11 protein-coding genes are annotated in these 15886 nt (G+C 67.0%); 4 read left to right on the top strand and 7 right to left on the bottom strand.

The window, feature by feature from the left end; all coding sequences use genetic code 11:
- Nucleotides 1-31: 31 nt before the first annotated feature.
- Nucleotides 32-1123, bottom strand: coding sequence for a carbohydrate kinase family protein (locus SMD14_RS14135; RefSeq protein ID WP_157241644.1), 1092 nt, complete (start codon nucleotides 1121-1123; stop codon nucleotides 32-34).
- A gap of 69 nt (nucleotides 1124-1192) precedes the next feature.
- Here SMD14_RS14135 and SMD14_RS14140 point away from each other — a divergent pair, with 69 nt between their 5' ends.
- The 3 genes from SMD14_RS14140 (at nucleotide 1193) to SMD14_RS14150 (ending at nucleotide 5674) form a co-directional block, all read left to right on the top strand.
- Entirely contained in the window at nucleotides 1193-2614 is a 1422-nt protein-coding gene (locus SMD14_RS14140) for a 6-phospho-beta-glucosidase (protein WP_321214039.1), read from the top strand.
- Nucleotides 2615-2689: 75 nt separating this feature from the next.
- Entirely contained in the window at nucleotides 2690-3955 is a 1266-nt protein-coding gene (gene mshA, locus SMD14_RS14145) for a D-inositol-3-phosphate glycosyltransferase (protein ID WP_321214040.1), read from the top strand.
- Nucleotides 3956-3997: 42 nt separating this feature from the next.
- The gene (locus SMD14_RS14150; protein WP_157243037.1) at nucleotides 3998-5674 is read left to right on the top strand and encodes a formate--tetrahydrofolate ligase; all 1677 of its coding nucleotides are present in this window, start codon (nucleotides 3998-4000) and stop codon (nucleotides 5672-5674) included.
- 62 nt (nucleotides 5675-5736) lie between these two features.
- Here SMD14_RS14150 and SMD14_RS14155 read toward each other — a convergent pair whose 3' ends face one another.
- A complete protein-coding gene (locus SMD14_RS14155; RefSeq protein ID WP_321214041.1) occupies nucleotides 5737-6276 on the bottom strand; it encodes a DUF2306 domain-containing protein in 540 nt (179 codons plus the stop codon).
- A gap of 92 nt (nucleotides 6277-6368) precedes the next feature.
- On the opposite strand from SMD14_RS14155, the gene SMD14_RS14160 reads away from it, so the two are divergent.
- Nucleotides 6369-6986, top strand: coding sequence for a MerR family transcriptional regulator (locus SMD14_RS14160; protein ID WP_321214042.1), 618 nt, complete (start codon nucleotides 6369-6371; stop codon nucleotides 6984-6986).
- Nucleotides 6987-7110: 124 nt separating this feature from the next.
- Here the strand turns inward: SMD14_RS14160 and SMD14_RS14165 are convergent, their stop codons facing one another.
- The 5 genes from SMD14_RS14165 to glgX all read right to left on the bottom strand — a co-directional run bounded on the left by SMD14_RS14165 (nucleotide 7111) and on the right by glgX (nucleotide 15851).
- Nucleotides 7111-8196 (bottom strand): inositol-3-phosphate synthase, encoded by a 1086-nt coding sequence (locus tag SMD14_RS14165; protein WP_321214043.1) that lies wholly within the window; start codon nucleotides 8194-8196, stop codon nucleotides 7111-7113.
- A 163-nt stretch (nucleotides 8197-8359) separates the two neighbouring features.
- On the bottom strand, nucleotides 8360-9400 hold the full coding sequence (gene mgrA, locus SMD14_RS14170) for an L-glyceraldehyde 3-phosphate reductase (protein WP_321214044.1): 1041 nt from the start codon (nucleotides 9398-9400) through the stop codon (nucleotides 8360-8362).
- A 105-nt stretch (nucleotides 9401-9505) separates the two neighbouring features.
- Nucleotides 9506-11275, bottom strand: coding sequence for a malto-oligosyltrehalose trehalohydrolase (treZ, locus tag SMD14_RS14175; RefSeq protein ID WP_321214045.1), 1770 nt, complete (start codon nucleotides 11273-11275; stop codon nucleotides 9506-9508).
- Entirely contained in the window at nucleotides 11272-13599 is a 2328-nt protein-coding gene (gene treY, locus SMD14_RS14180) for a malto-oligosyltrehalose synthase (protein ID WP_321214046.1), read from the bottom strand. The genes treZ and treY overlap by 4 nt, the downstream gene beginning before the upstream one ends.
- Complete coding sequence (gene glgX / locus SMD14_RS14185) at nucleotides 13596-15851, bottom strand: glycogen debranching protein GlgX (protein WP_157241636.1); 2256 nt, start codon at nucleotides 15849-15851, stop codon at nucleotides 13596-13598. Before glgX ends, treY begins: the two co-directional genes overlap by 4 nt.
- Nucleotides 15852-15886 lie beyond the last annotated feature (35 nt).

The following is a 15886-nucleotide window of genomic DNA, read 5'->3' on the forward strand; positions in this document are numbered from 1 at the left end:
CTAGTGCTGGCGCTTCAGGCCGAATAATCCGTCAGGCGTCCGAGAGGTGGGCGATGGTTGCCGAAGCCCGGCGCTGGGCGGCGAGCGGGACGTCCTGGATGATGTCGGCGAGGAAGCCGAAGCGCCGCAGCCATTGGCTTGTCTGGCGCTCGGGACGGGCGTTGGCGCGCTTCCACCAGTCGGCGATATCTCCCCAGCCGGGGGCGGCCAGCGATCCGCCCACCTCCTGCACCGCCAGCGAGGCGCAGAGGTTGGCAAAACGCAGCCTGTTGCCCAGCGGCCAGCCAGCGAGGCTGCCAACGATGAACGCGGCGTCGAAGCAGTCCCCCGCGCCGGTCGGATCGTAGGCCTTGACCGGAAGCGACGGCACCCATTCCTCCTCCCCCGTTTCGGAGTCCACGGCCATGGCACCCTGGGCACCGAGCGTCACCACGGCCACCGGGACCCGGTCCGCCAGCGCATAGAGGGCTGTCCAGGGATCGTCCTTCCCGGTGAAGGCCATGGCCTCGCGCTGGTTGGGCAGGAAGGCATGGAAGTACTGCAGGTTGTCCAGCCGGGCGGGCGCCCATTCTCCGCTCGGGTCCCAGCCGACGTCGCCGAACAGCTTGACCCCCGCGTGGTGAGCTGCCTTGGCCCACGGCTCGATCTCCCTGCCCACTTCCGCGATGCCTGCGAGCGCAGGAGGGGGGTCCCCGATCAGCTCGGAGGAGGTGATGGGCGCGGCGTGGCCGTGGGTCACCATCGACCGGTCCTTCTCCACGCAGAGGGAGACGGTGACGGGTGAGTGCCAGCCGGGCACTTTCTGCGACAGCGAGAGGTCCACGTGCTCCTGGCCGGAGAGAATCTTCCAGTTGAAGTCCCCGTAGCCGTCGTCGCCGAACGCGGCGGCCAGTCCTGTCTTCAGTCCCAGCCGTGCCGCGGCGATGGCCTGGTTGGCAACCCCGCCGGGGCAGCTGCCCATGCCGTCGCTCCAGATTTCGGTGCCGGGCTCCGGCGCGTGCGGAAGGCCTGTGAAAATGATGTCCTGGAAAACTGTTCCGGCCAGCAGCACGTCGAATCCGGGAGTGGAGGGCGGGCGGACAGCTTCCAGGGGGTCGAAGGGGCGGGCTGGGATCGCGTCCATGTCCGCACACTACGCCCTGCCGCGGACATCCGGTAGGGGCCTGCCGGGCGCGGGCCTAGACTGCTGATTATGCGGCTTCTTATTGCCGGCGGCGGGGGTTTCCGGGTGCCGCTGATATACCGGGCGCTGGCCTCCGGCCGCTTTGCGGGGATGGTCAGCGACCTTGTGCTGTACGACGTCGACCCCGCCCGCCTCGAGGCTGTCACCGCTGTTCTTCGCAGCATGCCGGGAGGACCCGGTGCACGCCTTCCCGTCCATTCCACCACCGACCTTCCCGAGGCGCTGGACGGTGCCGGGATGGTGTTCGCCGCGATCCGGCCCGGCGGGACGGCAGGACGGGTGGTGGACGAAAAGGTGGCCCAGGACCTTGGCCTGCTGGGGCAGGAAACGACGGGCGCGGGCGGGATTTCCTACGCCGTGCGGACCATCCCGCACATGCTTCGACTGGCCCGGCTGATGAGGGAGCATTGCCCGGATGCCTGGCTGATCAACTTCACCAATCCAGCGGGCATGGTCACGGAGGCGCTGTTCCCTGAGCTGGGCCGGAAGGTGATCGGCATCTGCGACTCCGCAGGGGCCCTGGTGCAGCGGGCCGCACGGGCGGCCGGCGCGGCGCTTCCGGAAGGACGGCTCGACGGCGTGGGCTACTACGGGCTCAACCACCTGGGCTGGCTTTACCGGCTGGAGTCCGGCGGGCTGGATGTGCTGCCGGAGCTGCTCCGGGACCCGCGGGCGCTGGGCTCGTTCGAGGAAGGCCGGCTGTTCCCGCAGCCGTTCCTGGCCGGCCTTGGCGCCCTGCCCAACGAGTACCTCTATTACTACTACCGGCAGGACGCCGCGCGGACGGCGATGCGCGCCATGGCCCGGACCCGCGGAGAAACCATCCATAGCCAGCAGCAGGAGCTTTATCCACGGCTGGCCGCGGCGGGCGCCGACGCCTTCCGGCTGTGGGAAGAGGCGCGCCGGTCCCGCGAGGAGGGCTACCTCGCCGAGGCCCGCCATGGGGGCGGGCAGCGGGACGAGGCCGACCTGGCGGGCGGCGGCTACGAGCGGGTGGCCCTTGCCGCAATGCACGCCTTGTCCGGAGGAGGCGGCACGCAGCTGATCCTCAACACCCGCAACTCCCTCTCCCGCCCAGCGGAGACAAGCACGCCTGAACCGGCCACCGCAGGCCCGGCCGCCCTTGAACCGGCGATTCCCGGGCTGCCGGCGGACGCCGTCGTCGAAGTTCCCTGCACGGTGACGGCCGACGGCGCGCTGCCGCTGGCCCAGCAGGCTCCCGCGGAGCCGCAACTGGCACTCGTCCGGCGGGTCAAGGAGGTGGAGCGGCTGACGGTGCGGGCGGCCACGGCCGGTGACCGGGACGCGGCCCTGGACGCGTTCACGCGCCATCCGCTGGTGGATTCCCGGGAGCTGGCCGCGCAGCTGCTGGCGGGTTATGAGCGGGAGTTCCCCGAGCTCCGGGACCTGTGGCGCCGTGGCGGGCGTTAAGGGAGGAGTAGTGTTTTATCGGATGCGCACTCTACCGGCGCTGCCCGTACACGCCGGTGGCCGGAAGGAGGTCCCGTGGCACTGATCCGCAGGGTTGCTTTGCTCTCCCTCCACACCTCCCCCATGGAGCAGCCCGGTTCCGGTGACGCAGGCGGGATGAACGTGTACATCCGCGAACTGGCATCGGCGCTGGCGGAAGCGGGCGTCGAGGTGGAGATCTTCACCCGGTCCACCGCGGCCAACCAGCCCGCCGTCGAACACCCCGATCCCGGCGTCTGCGTGCACAACGTCCTGGCCGGGCCGCTGAAGAAGATTCCCAAGGAAGATCTGCCCGGCCTGCTGCACAGCATGGTGGCGGAGATCGAGCAGATCCGCCGCCGGCAGCCGCACGGCCGCTACGACGTCATCCATTCCCACTACTGGGTGTCCGGGATTGCCGGCCTGGAGCTGTCCGAGCTCTGGGGCGTGCCGCTGGTCCATACGATGCACACCATGGCCAAGGTCAAGAACCTGCTGCTGGAATCCGGTGAGCAGCCGGAGCCGCGGCGGCGTGAACTGGGCGAGCACCGCATTGTGGACGGCGCCGCCCGGCTCATCGCCAACACCAGTGCCGAGGCCGCCGAACTGGTCTCGCACTACGGCGCCACGTACGACCGGATCGACATTGCCCCGCCCGGCGTGGACCTGGGCACCTTCACGCCTGCCTTCCGGGCACGGTCCCGGGCAGAACGGGGCATCCGTCCCGGGACGTTCCACCTTGTTTTCGCCGGCCGCATCCAGCGGCTGAAGGGGCCCCAGGTCCTGGTCAAGGCCGCCGCGCTGCTCCGGCGGCGCCGCCCGGACATCGACCTCCAGGTCACCATCCTTGGCTCGCTGAGCGGTAACAAGGAATTCAACCTCCGCCGCCTGGTCTCCGAGGCGGACATGGACGACGTCGTCACGCAGCTTCCGCCGGTCACGGCGCCGGAACTTGCGGCGTGGTTCAGGGCGGCGGACGTAGTGGTGATGCCTTCCTTCAGCGAGTCCTTCGGGCTGGTGGCGCTCGAAGCGCAGGCCTGCGGCACGCCGGTGGTGGCCACGCGGGTGGGCGGGCTGTCGCGGGCGATCTTCCACGGCAGGACCGGGCTGCTGGTGGACGGTCATCACGCCGCCGACTGGGCTGATGCGCTTGAGGCCCTTTATGACGATCCCGCCACCCGCGAGGACATGGGGCGGGCAGCCGCCATCCGCGCACAGAACTCCGGATGGGCCCGCACCGCCGCCATCACGCTCGAAAGCTACCACGCCGCCGTCGACCGTTACTCGGGAAGCAGGCTGGTGCAGGCCTTTCCCGCCTCCTGACCACCCCTACACCCCACCGGACCCGCCAAGCAAAGGACAATGATGCCTTCCACCCCAAGTGACCTGGAGATCGCCAGGACGGCACGGATCCGGCCCATCGAGGAAATCGCAGCGGCGGCCGGCATCAACGCTGACGCCCTGGAACAGTACGGGCGCTACAAAGCGAAGATCGACCCCGCGCGGCTGCAGGCTCCGGCCCCGGCAGGGAAGGTGGTGCTGGTCTCCGCGATGTCCCCCACCCCCGCCGGCGAGGGGAAGTCCACCACCACGGTGGGGCTTGCCGATTCCCTTGCCCGGGCCGGCCACAAGGTAATGATCGCCCTGCGCGAGCCCTCGCTGGGCCCGGTGCTGGGCATGAAGGGCGGCGCCACCGGCGGCGGCTACTCCCAGGTGCTGCCGATGGACGAAATCAACCTCCACTTCACTGGGGATTTCCATGCCGTCACGGCCGCCAACAATGCCCTGATGGCCCTGGTGGACAACCACATCTACCAGGGCAACCAGCTCAACATCGATCCCCGGCGCATGACGTTCAAGCGGGTGCTGGACATGAACGACCGCGCACTGCGGGAGGTGGTCATAGGTTTGGGCGGGCCCACGCAGGGCGTCCCGCGCCAGGACGGTTTCGACATCACCGTGGCGTCCGAGATCATGGCGGTCTTCTGCCTGGCCACGGACTTGGCCGACCTCCGGTCCCGGCTGGGCCGGATCACCTTCGGCTACACCTTTGACCGGTCGCCCGTGACCGTCGCGGATCTCGGCGTGCAGGGGGCGCTGACGCTGCTGCTGAAGGAAGCCGTCAAGCCCAACCTCGTGCAGACCATCGCCGGTACCCCCGCCCTGGTCCACGGCGGCCCGTTCGCCAACATTGCCCACGGCTGCAATTCGCTCATTGCCACCCAGACGGCCCGGCGGCTGGCGGACATTGTGGTCACGGAGGCGGGCTTCGGCGCCGACCTTGGTGCCGAGAAGTTCATGGACATCAAGGCACGGACCGGTGGCCTGGCCCCCTCGGCGGTGGTGGTGGTGGCAACGGTGCGGGCCCTGAAGATGCAGGGTGGCGTGGCCAAGGACCAGCTCACCGCACCGAACCTCGCCGCCCTCGAGGCGGGAATGGCCAACCTGCACCGGCACGTGCGGAACGTGGAGAAATTTGGGGTTCCGCCCGTGGTGGCCATCAACAGGTTCGCCTCCGACTCGGCCGAGGAACTCGACTGGCTGCTGGCGTGGTGCGCGGCGGAAGGAGTGCCGGCCGCCGTCGCCGATGTGTGGGGACGCGGCGGCGGAGGTGACGGCGGGGATGAACTTGCGGCGCTCGTGGCGAAGACGGTGGCGGGGCCAAACAATTTCCGGCACCTGTACGCGCTGGGGCTGCCGGTGGAGGACAAGATCCGGACCATCGCCCAGGAAATCTACGGGGCGGACGGGGTGGACTTCTCCGTACCGGCCCTGAAACGGCTGGCCGATATCGAGCGGAACGGCTGGGGCGGCCTCCCCGTATGCATGGCCAAGACCCAGTATTCGTTCACGGACGACGCCTCACGCCTGGGCGCCCCCAAGGGATTCACCATCCACGTCAGGGACCTCCTGCCCAAAACCGGTGCCGGCTTCATTGTGGCGCTGACCGGAGCTGTGATGACCATGCCCGGGCTGCCCGCCGCGCCGGCCGCGATGCGGATGGACGTGGACGGCGACGGCAACCCCGTGGGCCTCGCCTAGCCGCACCCTCTCTCACTTAATGCGCGCTTTCCTGCGATCCTCTCTCACTTAATGCGGGCTTTTCACAGACGCTCTCTCGCTTCCGACGAGTCAGGGACCGGTGCGGCCGACGCTTGTGGGGTCACAACGGTCCGTGACGGCCCGCCCATCCGGTCTCCGCGCTTCAGCGAAACGAAGATCGCCACCGTAGTCAGCACCACAAGCCCGCAGACGAACGCCACGGAAATGGGGTCCTCGCTGACCAACTTCGGAATCGCCCGCCCGGGCACTGTGACGGCAAAGATAAACGCCACCGCGATTCCGATATAGCTGCCGATCATGTTTCCCCTGTGCGATGCGATGTTGCCGCGAACGGCACTGACCAGGCCCAGAGTAACGGTCACGATGGTGAAGGCCGAGAGCCCGTGCAGCCAGCTGAAATGCCCGTCGGACACAATCCAGAAACTGCTGAAGCAGACGTAGTACATGGCAGCCACCCATAAGTAGCCCATGGTGCGGTGGATGCGGTCTCGCCGTGGGCGCAGTATCTGCGCGGGCCCGATGGCCAGAACAAAAAGGGCGGCAACCACGTGGCTGGCAAGTAGGACATTCCAAGGCTCCATGGGCTTAGGATAGAGCCACTATCCAAGTGTGTACACCAGGATAGCCGGGGCCGGATTCACTATCCAAACAGACGGGCAGGGAAAGAGGCGGGATGCAGCTCCATGAACTGAGCCAGCGGTCAGGAGTCACACCCGCAAGCATCAAGTACTACCTGCGCGAAGGCCTGCTTCCGCCGGGCGAGGCCGTTCACGCAACCCGTGCCGAGTATTCAGCCAGTCATCTCGAGCGGCTCGAATTAATCCAGGCGCTCCGCCGGATCGTGGGCCTCAACATCGGGCAAATCCGCGGCCTCGTGAAAATGGCCGACGACGGCGTGCCCCGCCTCGATCTCCTAGCTGCGGTCCAGCGGGTGGTGCTGGATCTCGGAAACTACACCACGGTGATCGGTGGCGAAGCGGCAGAGGCGACTGCCGCCGTCGTACGTCTCCGCGGCTGGCCGGATTCCCCAAGTGACGCCCGGAACGCACTCACAGCCCACCTGGAGCTGATGGCGGGCCTCAAGATTGCCGTCTCAGCGACAGTGCTGGAGGCGTACAGCAAGGCGATGGACGATGTGGCCGGAATCGACATTGCCGCAACGACCGCCCCGGAGAGCACCGACAGGCTCATACTTACTGCCGCCGTCGGCATGCATATGCACAGCCAGCTTCTGCTCAAACTCCTGGCACTCGCCCAGGCCAGCCACGCTATCCGCCGATACCAGGATTAAAGGCGCGGCGCTCCCCCACCGAAGTGAGAGAGCGCCGCGTGAAAGCCCACGTTAAGTGAGAGAGGATCGTCCAGAAACCCGCGTTAAGTGAGAGAGGGTCTCAGGGGCAAACCGGACTGGAGGGTTAGCGCTCGAGGTCTCCGCGGATGAAGGCTTCCACCTTTTCGCGGGCGAGGTCGTCGTTGAACTGCTCCGGCGGGGACTTCATGAAGTAGCTCGATGCCGAAAGCAGGGGTCCGCCGATGCCGCGGTCCAGGCCGATCTTGGCGGCGCGGATGGCGTCGATGATCACGCCGGCGGAGTTCGGGGAATCCCAGACCTCCAGCTTGTATTCGAGCGACACGGGCGCGTCGCCGAAGTTGCGGCCCTCAAGGCGGACGAACGCCCACTTGCGGTCGTCGAGCCACTGGACGTAGTCGGACGGGCCGATGTGCACGTCCTTGGCAGCCAGTTCGGCTTCGACGTTCGACGTCACAGCCTGCGTCTTGGAGATCTTCTTGGACTCCAGGCGGTCGCGCTCCAGCATGTTCTTGAAGTCCATGTTGCCGCCGACGTTCAGCTGGTAGGTGCGGTCCAGGGTGACGCCGCGGTCTTCGAAGAGCTTCGCCATGACGCGGTGCGTGATGGTGGCACCGATCTGGCTCTTGATGTCGTCGCCCACGATCGGAACGCCGGCGGCGGTGAACTTGTCAGCCCACTCCTTGGTCCCGGCAATGAACACGGGCAGGGCGTTCACGAAGGCGACGCCGGCGTCGATGGCGCACTGGGCGTAGAACTCGGCAGCTTCCTGCGACCCCACCGGCAGATAGCACACCATGACGTCGACGTTGGCGTCCTTGAGCGCCTGGACGACGTCCACGGGCTCTTCGGTGGACTGCTCAATGGTCTCGAGGTAGTACTTGCCCAGGCCGTCGAGGGTGTGGCCGCGCTGGACGGTGACGCCGGTGGGCGGCACGTCAGCGATCTTGATGGTGTTGTTTTCGCTGGCCAGAATGGCGTCGGCAAGGTCAACGCCGACCTTCTTGCCGTCGACGTCGAACGCGGCGACGAACTCAACGTCACCCACGTGGTACGGGCCGAACTCAACGTGCATCAGGCCCGGAACCGTGGCCTTGGGGTCGGCGTCCTTGTAGTAATGGACGCCCTGGACCAGCGAAGCGGCGCAGTTACCTACGCCGACGATTGCAACACGAATCGGATGTGAAGACACGGAACTCCTTTGAGGACAAACGTCAGCCCGCCGCGATCGCGTCGAAGAATGGACGACGGCGGCGCGGCAGGCTCTGCGCCAAGCGGCGCGTTTTCATAGTATCCAACTGAGTGGGACCGGGGCTTGTTCCCCCGTCCCACTCTGTGGAATCACGGTAACGGAATCAGGCAGGCTGCTTCCAGAGGTTGATGTCCGATTCAACGGCGAACTCGTCGATGGCGTTCAGCTCGTCCGCGGTGAACTCGAGGTTGTTGATGGCGGACAGGGTGTCCTCCAGCTGGCGGACGCTGGAGGCGCCGATGAGGGCGGAGGTGACCGGCGAGCCCTTCGGCTGGTCCCGCAGGATCCAGGCAACGGCCATCTGGGCCAGCGACTGCCCGCGGCCCTCGGCGATCCTGTGCAGGCCCCGGATCCGGTCCAGCTTCTCCTCCGTGATGGCGTCCTCGGAGAGGAAACGTGCCTTGGCTGCCCGGGAATCGGCGGGGATGCCGTTCAGGTAGCGGTCGGTGAGCATGCCTTGGGCCAGCGGGGAGAAAGCGATGGAACCTGCACCCACCTGGTCGAGCGCCTCGTACAGGTTCGGAGTTCCGTTCTCGGTCCAGCGGTTGAGCATGGAGTAGCTGGGCTGGTGGATGAGCAGCGGGGTGCCGAGCTCTTTTAGGATGCGGGCGGCTTCAAGGGTCTGCTCGGGTGTGTAGGACGAGATGCCGGCGTACAGCGCCTTGCCGGAGCGGACGGCGTAGTCCAGGGCGCCCATGGTCTCCTCCATGGGCGTCTCGGGGTCCGGCCGGTGGCTGTAGAAGATGTCCACATAGTCCAGGCCCATCCGCTGCAGCGACTGGTCCAGGCTGGAGATGAGGTACTTGCGGGAGCCCCACTCCCCGTACGGGCCAGGCCACATGTAGTAGCCGGCCTTGGTGGAGATGACCAGCTCGTCCCGGTAGGGCTTGAAGTCATCCTGCAGGTGGCGGCCGAAGTTGGTTTCGGCGGAGCCGTCCGGCGGGCCGTAGTTGTTGGCGAGGTCGAAGTGGTTCACGCCCAGATCGAAGGCGCGGCGGAGGATGGCGCGCTGTTCGTCAAAGCGCTTGTCGTCACCGAAGTTGTGCCAGAGGCCCAGCGAGATGGCCGGGAGTTTCAGGCCGCTCCGGCCGACGCGGCGGTAGGGCATGGATTCATAGCGGTTTTCCGCGGCTGAATAAGTCATACGTTCCATCCTGCCAGTTGTGACGGGCGCTACAGTCCGGAGCGCAAAAGTTACGCCGCGGGCTGACAGCTCCAGCCCGCGGCGCAAACGTTGCCTGACCAGGGATCAGGACTTCACAATGGCCGCGCTCCAGGGCGCCAGTGCGAGGGCTTCGCCGTCGAGGCCGGTCCCCTCGTCCGTTGCCAGCAGGACGGCACCGGGCACATTTTCCAGCCGGACCTTGGCGTCCGACAGGTTCAGCAGCACCTCAATGCTCCCCCGCCGGAATCGCAGCCAGCCCGCGTCGTCGTCGAACGTCACGTCCGTCCCGCCAAAGCCAAGGCCGGCAAGTTCCGCGTGCTCCCGGCGCAATGCCGTCAGGGAGCAGTAAAGCTCGAGGAGCCGCGCGTGGTCACCCCTGGCGGCCTCGTCCCAGTTCAGCTTGGACCGGCGGAAGGTCTCCGGGTCCTGCGGATCGGGCACGACGGCGGGATCCCACCCCATGCGCTCGAACTCCTTGATCCGGCCTTCCGCAGTGGCCTTGCCGAGCTCCGGCTCAGGGTGGGAGGTGAAGAACTGCCAGGGCGTGCTCGCGGCAAACTCCTCGCCCATGAACAGCATGGGCGTGAACGGCGAGGTCAGCGTGAGTACGGCGGCCACGGCCAGCTGCCCGTGGGACAGCGACTGCGAGAGCCTGTCCCCCGTGGCGCGGTTGCCGATCTGGTCGTGGTTCTGGCTGCACACCACCAATGCCGCCGGGTGCACCAGCGAAGCATTGATGGGCCGGCCGTGGTGCCGGCCGCGGAAGCTGGAGTAGCTGCCGTCGTGCAGGAAGCCGTCCTTGAGTACCTTCGCCAGGACCCCCAGCGATTGGAAGTCCTCGTAGTACCCGGTGGTCTCGCCGCTGACGCTCACGTGCACCGCGTGGTGGAAGTCGTCGCTCCACTGCCCGGCCAGCCCGTACCCGTTGGCGTCCCGCGGGTACAGCAGGCGGGGGTTGTTCAGGTCGGATTCCGCAATCAGGGTCTTCGGCAGCCCCGTTTCGGCCGAGACGGCGTCGCCCAGCGCACCGAACTCTTCCAGGATGTGCACGGCCCGCTCATCGCGCAGCGCATGCACCGCATCCAGCCGGAGCCCGTCCACGTGATAGTCGCGGAGCCACAGCGCCAGGTTGTCCAGGATGTACTGGCGCACCACGTCCGAGCCGGGGCCGTCCAGGTTCACCGAGTCGCCCCACGTGTTGGCGTCGCCCTGCTTCAGGTAGGGACCGAACCTGGACAGGTAGTTCCCGCTGGGGCCGAGGTGGTTGTAGACAACGTCCTGGATGACGCCAATGCCGGCAGCATGGGCCGCGTCCACGAACCGCTGGTAGGCCGCCGGGCCGCCGTAGCCTTCGTGGACCGCGTACCACTGGACGCCGTCGTAGCCCCAGTTGTGGGTTCCGTTGAAGCCGTTGACCGGCAGCAGTTCGACGAAGTCGACGCCGAGGTCCGCCAGATAGCCCAGCTTTGCGGCGGCGGCCTCCAGGGTTCCCTCGGGCGTGAAGGTCCCCACGTGGAGTTCGTAGATGACCGAGCCCTGCAGTTCCTTGCCCTTCCAGCCGCCGTCCTGCCAGGCATGGGCGGCGGGGTCGAAGGTCCTGGAGAGCTCATGCACTCCGGCAGGCAGCCGCCGCGACCGCGGATCCGGCAGCGGGTGGCCGTCCCCGTCCAGCAGGTACCCGTAGTCCACCTCGCCCTCGCCCGGTGCGTCCGGAGCGGCCCACCAGCCGTCCGAGCCGGGCGCCGTCTCCTTCTTCACCATGGGGTACTGCCGGCCGTCCGCGAGCAGGGTTACCGACCTGGCCTCCGGGGCCCAGACATCGAAACGCTCCGGCCCAACATTCACGAGGGTCATGCCTGTTCTCCATCCACTGGTACCAGCAAAGCCACAGGGTAGGTACCCAGCACGTCTGCCACCGAAACTGCGCCCGGCCCGTAGCCGGCGCCGGTCAGCGCATCCCGCATGGTCACGGGAAGTTCGACGGCGGTGTCCCGCCAGCCGCCGTTGGCCGCCAGTCCGGCGGGCAGCCGGGTGGCCAGCGTCAGGGCGCCCGCGGCACCGTCACTCCCGCGGTGGAAGGCGAGCAGGTGCGCTGCCGCGGAACCTGTAGCCGTCACAGGGTGGTAGCCCTGGAACAGTTCGGGCCGGTCGCGGCGGAGCCGGAGTGCCCGGGAGGTGGCCAGGAGCTTGCTGGTTTCGGTGCCCGCCTCAGGCAAGGTGCCGGCGTCGAGCTTTGCCAGCTCCTCCTGCCGGCGGGCGAAGTCCACGGGCCGCCGGTTGTCGGGGTCGGTCAGGGACCGTTCCCAGAACTCGCTGCCCTGGTACACGTCCGGAACGCCCGGCATGGTCAGTTGGACCAGCTTGGCGGACACGGAGTTGGACGCGGCGTAGGAGTCGATCCGTGCCACGAAATCCTCCACCACCCTGGCGACCCGGGCGTCGTCGAACATTGCGTCCACGGCTGCCTTGACTGAGGACTCGAAGTCCCCGTCCGGGTCCGTCCAGGTGGTGGAGTTGCCGGCTTCCCGGGCGGCCTTTTCCGCGTAGCCCTGGAGCCGTTCCCGGCTGGCGGGCCACGCTCCGACGACCGCCTGCCAGAGCAGGTTCTCGTACGGGCCGTCCGGGATCGGGGCAAGTTCGCGCAGCGTGTCCAAGGTGTCCGCCCACTCCCGGGGAAGTTCAGCGATGACCGAGATCCGTGCCCTGGCGTCCTCGCTGCGCTTGGTGTCATGGGTGGACATGGTGGTCATGGACAGCGGCAGCTCCTGCTGGCGGCGAAGCATCCTGTGGTGGAACTCCTCAACCGGCACGGAGAATTCGGTCGGTTCGGCCCCCACCTCCGTCAGCGTGCCCAGACGGGTGTAGCGGTAGAACGCGGTGTCCTCCACGCCCTTGGCCATCACCATGCCGGAGGTCTGCTGGAACCGGACCGCGACGGGATTCGCGGGATCAAGGAGCAGCGGCAGCAGCGTTCCCACCGCAACCTCCAGCTCGGGCCGCGAGGCAGCGGCGGACTCGCACGCCTCCTTGAGGATCTCAGCGCCGGTGGGCAGGTAGGTCCGGTACACCGGGAACGCGGCAATGATCTCGGCGATGGCGTCGGCTGCCTGTTCCACCGTAAGCCCGTGGGACTCGGGAACCAGCCGGGCCAGCCGCAGCACCTCGGAGCGCAGGATGCCGTCCGCGATCATCCGCTTGGTGCCCCGGATCATCCCGGCATAATCCGCGGGAATATCGGAGTTCCGGAGCTTCGCGTCCAAGGCATCCAGCGCCTGTTCTCCGGCCGGGTCCACGAACACCCGGTCCACGTCCGCCAGGGCGTCGTACCCGGTGGTTCCTTCACACGCGAACTCGCTGGGCAGGTCCTCGCCCGGCTCGAGGATTTTCTCCACCAGCACATAGGCGCCGCCGCTGAGGTCCTTCAGCCAGCGCAGGTACCCCACCGGATCTGCCAGGCCGTCAGGGTGGTCCACCCGCAGGCCGTCCACCAGGCCCTCGCGGAACCACCGGCCCACCTCGGCATGGGCTTCCTCGAACACGCGCGGAGTTTCCACCCGGATCCCCGCGAGCGTGGTGACCGCGAAGAAGCGCCGGTAGTTGAGCTCCGCGTCCGCGCGGCGCCAGTCCATCAGCTCGTAGTGCTGGCGGCTGTGCACATCCTGCGGTGAATCGCCGTCGGAGTACGTGCCCTCGGCGAGCGGGAAGCGGTGGTCGTAGTACCGGAGTTCGCCGTCCTTGATCTCCAGCTTGTCCAGGTCCCCGTCAGAGCCCAGCATGGGCAGCCGGATTTTCCCGCCGGCAAGCTCCCACTCGACATCGAACGCTTCGGCGTACGGTGAGCCCTGCCCTTCCTTCAGCAAAGACCACCACCACGGGTTCTGGGCCGGCGTCGCCACGCCCACATGGTTGGGCACAATGTCCACCAAAACGCCCATGCCGTGTTCGCGCGCGGCCTTGGACAGCGCCGCCAGCCCCTCGGGGCCGCCCCGCGCCGGGTCCACGGCGGAGGGATCGGTCACGTCATAGCCGTGGTCGGAGCCCTGCTCCGCCGTCAGGATGGGTGAAAGATACACCCAGTCCACCCCGAGCGACTTCAGGTACGGCACCTTTTCGGCAGCATCAAACAGTGTGAAGCTGCTTCGGATCTGCAGGCGGTAGGTGGATGCGGGCACCCTCATTTTTTGGAAGACTTCCGCGAGCCGACCTTGGTGGTCTTCCCGGGTTCGGCCACCATGGGCGTGGTGAGCGACTCGGTTTCGCTGGTGGAGGTCTGCGTCAGGGCCGCCAGGGATGCGGCCACGGAGTGGTCAGGCTCAACTTCCTCGACTTGGTGCGCGCGCAGGACCACCAGGGACTTTGCTTCCACGGGCAGCGGCTCCCCGGCGTTGACCGGCTGGGTGTCCGCGTTCTGCCCGGCAGTGTCGATGATGACGTCCCAGGCCGGTGCGTATTCGTCCGCAGGCAGGGTGAACTTGACGGTGTCATCGTGGGCATTGAAGTACAGCAGGAAGTTCACGTCGGTGATCCTCCGGCCGCGGCTGTCCTTGCCCTGGATGCCGTGGCCGTTCAGGAAGACGCCCACGGACCGCCCGAATCCGCTGTCCCACGCTTCCGGCTTCATGGTCTCGCCCGACGGATCCAGCCAAACGATGTCCGGCAGCCGTTCTCCCTCGCCCCGCAGCACGGGCCGTCCGTCGAAGAACCGGCTGCGGCGGAAGGTGGGGTGCTTGGCCCGCAGCGCGTTGACCGCTGCCGTGAACTCGATCAGCGGCTGGTCGACGGTGTCCCAGTTGACCCAGGTCAGCTCGGAGTCCTGGCAGTAGCCGTTGTTGTTGCCCTGCTGGGTGCGCCCCATTTCGTCACCGTGCAGGAGCATGGGGACGCCCTGGGACAGCAGCAGCGAGGCAATGAAGTTCCGTTGCTGCCGGGCGCGCAGGCCAAGGACTTCGGGGTCATCGGTGGGACCTTCGACGCCACAGTTCCAGGACCGGTTGTGGGATTCACCGTCGTTGTTGCCTTCGCCGTTGGCCTCGTTGTGCTTCTCGTTGTAGGACACCAGGTCCGCCAGCGTGAAGCCGTCATGCGCTGTGACGAAGTTGATGGAGGCCACCGGCCGGCGGCCGGAGTGCTCGTACAGGTCCGCGGAACCGGTGATGCGGGAGGCAAATTCGCCGAGCGTGGCGGGCTCGCCGCGCCAGAAGTCCCGCACGGTGTCGCGGTATTTGCCGTTCCATTCAGTCCACTGCGGCGGGAAGTTGCCCACCTGGTAGCCGCCGGGACCAACGTCCCAGGGCTCGGCGATGAGCTTCACCTGGGAGACGACCGGGTCCTGCTGGATGAGTTCGAAGAAGGTGGACAGCTTGTCAACGTCGTAGAACTCGCGGGCCAGGGTGGAGGCGAGGTCGAAGCGGAAGCCGTCCACGTGCATCTCGCTGACCCAGTAGCGCAGTGAGTCCATCAGCAGCTGCAGGGAGTGCGGCTGGCGGACGTTGAGGGAGTTGCCGGTGCCGGTGTAGTCCATGTAGTGCTTCTCGTCGCCCTCCATCAAACGGTAGTAGGCGGCGTTGTCGATGCCCTTGAAGGACAGCGTGGGGCCCAGGTGGTTGCCTTCCGCGGTGTGGTTGTAGACGACGTCCAGGATGACCTCGATGCCGGCCTTGTGCAGGGACCGCACCATGGCCTTGAAGTCCTGGACCTGCTGGCCGGTGTCGCCGGTGGAGCTGTAGGTGTTCTGCGGCGCAAAGAAGCCGATGGTGTTGTAGCCCCAGTAGTTGTTCAGGCCCTTGTCCTGCAGGGTGCCTTCATTGACGAACTGGTGCACGGGCATCAGCTCGATGGCGGTGACGCCGAGCTTCTGCAGGTGGGAGATGACGGCGGGGTGCGCCACACCGGCGTAGGTTCCGCGCTGTTCCTCGGGGATTTCCGGGTGGAGCTGGGTGAGGCCCTTGACGTGGGCTTCGTAGATGACGGACTGGTGGTAGGGAATCCGGAGGTTCTGGTCCCCGTCCCAGTCGAAGAAGGGGTTGATGACCACGCCCATCATCATGTGGCTGGCGGAGTCCTCGTTGTTGATGGAGTCCGGCTCGCCCAGGTTGTAGGTGAACAGGGACGGATCCCAGTCCACCTGGCCGTGCACGGCCTTGGCATAGGGGTCCAACAGGAGCTTGTTGGGGTTGAAGCGGTTGCCCGACGCGGGGTCGTAGGGTCCGTGGACGCGGTAGCCGTACTTCTGGCCCGGCTGGACCTGCGGGATGTAGCAGTGCCAGACGTATCCGTCCACCTCGTCCAGGGTGATGCGGGTTTCCTTGCCGTCCTCATCGAAGAGGCAAAGTTCGACTTTTTCTGCTCGTTCGCTGAACAGGGCAAAGTTGGTGCCGGTTCCGTTGAACGTGGCACCCAGGGGATAAGCCGATCCAGGCCAGACTTCCATAATGCTCCTCTTTGTGATTCGGCAGCAGAGGAGCA

Source organism: Pseudarthrobacter oxydans, assembly GCF_034258515.1.
GTDB lineage: Bacteria > Actinomycetota > Actinomycetes > Actinomycetales > Micrococcaceae > Arthrobacter.

What these genes read in the sequence shown, in the direction of transcription:
- SMD14_RS14135 (WP_157241644.1), bottom strand. Translation starts at nt 1,123, where the DNA reads ATGGACGCGATCCCAGCCCGCCCCTTCGACCCCCTGGAAGCTGTCCGC.
- SMD14_RS14140 (WP_321214039.1), top strand. Translation starts at nt 1,193, where the DNA reads ATGCGGCTTCTTATTGCCGGCGGCGGGGGTTTCCGGGTGCCGCTGATA.
- SMD14_RS14150 (WP_157243037.1), top strand. Translation starts at nt 3,998, where the DNA reads ATGCCTTCCACCCCAAGTGACCTGGAGATCGCCAGGACGGCACGGATC.
- SMD14_RS14155 (WP_321214041.1), bottom strand. Translation starts at nt 6,276, where the DNA reads ATGGAGCCTTGGAATGTCCTACTTGCCAGCCACGTGGTTGCCGCCCTT.
- SMD14_RS14160 (WP_321214042.1), top strand. Translation starts at nt 6,369, where the DNA reads ATGCAGCTCCATGAACTGAGCCAGCGGTCAGGAGTCACACCCGCAAGC.
- mgrA (WP_321214044.1), bottom strand. Translation starts at nt 9,400, where the DNA reads ATGACTTATTCAGCCGCGGAAAACCGCTATGAATCCATGCCCTACCGC.
- treZ (WP_321214045.1), bottom strand. Translation starts at nt 11,275, where the DNA reads ATGACCCTCGTGAATGTTGGGCCGGAGCGTTTCGATGTCTGGGCCCCG.
- treY (WP_321214046.1), bottom strand. Translation starts at nt 13,599, where the DNA reads ATGAGGGTGCCCGCATCCACCTACCGCCTGCAGATCCGAAGCAGCTTC.
- glgX (WP_157241636.1), bottom strand. Translation starts at nt 15,851, where the DNA reads ATGGAAGTCTGGCCTGGATCGGCTTATCCCCTGGGTGCCACGTTCAAC.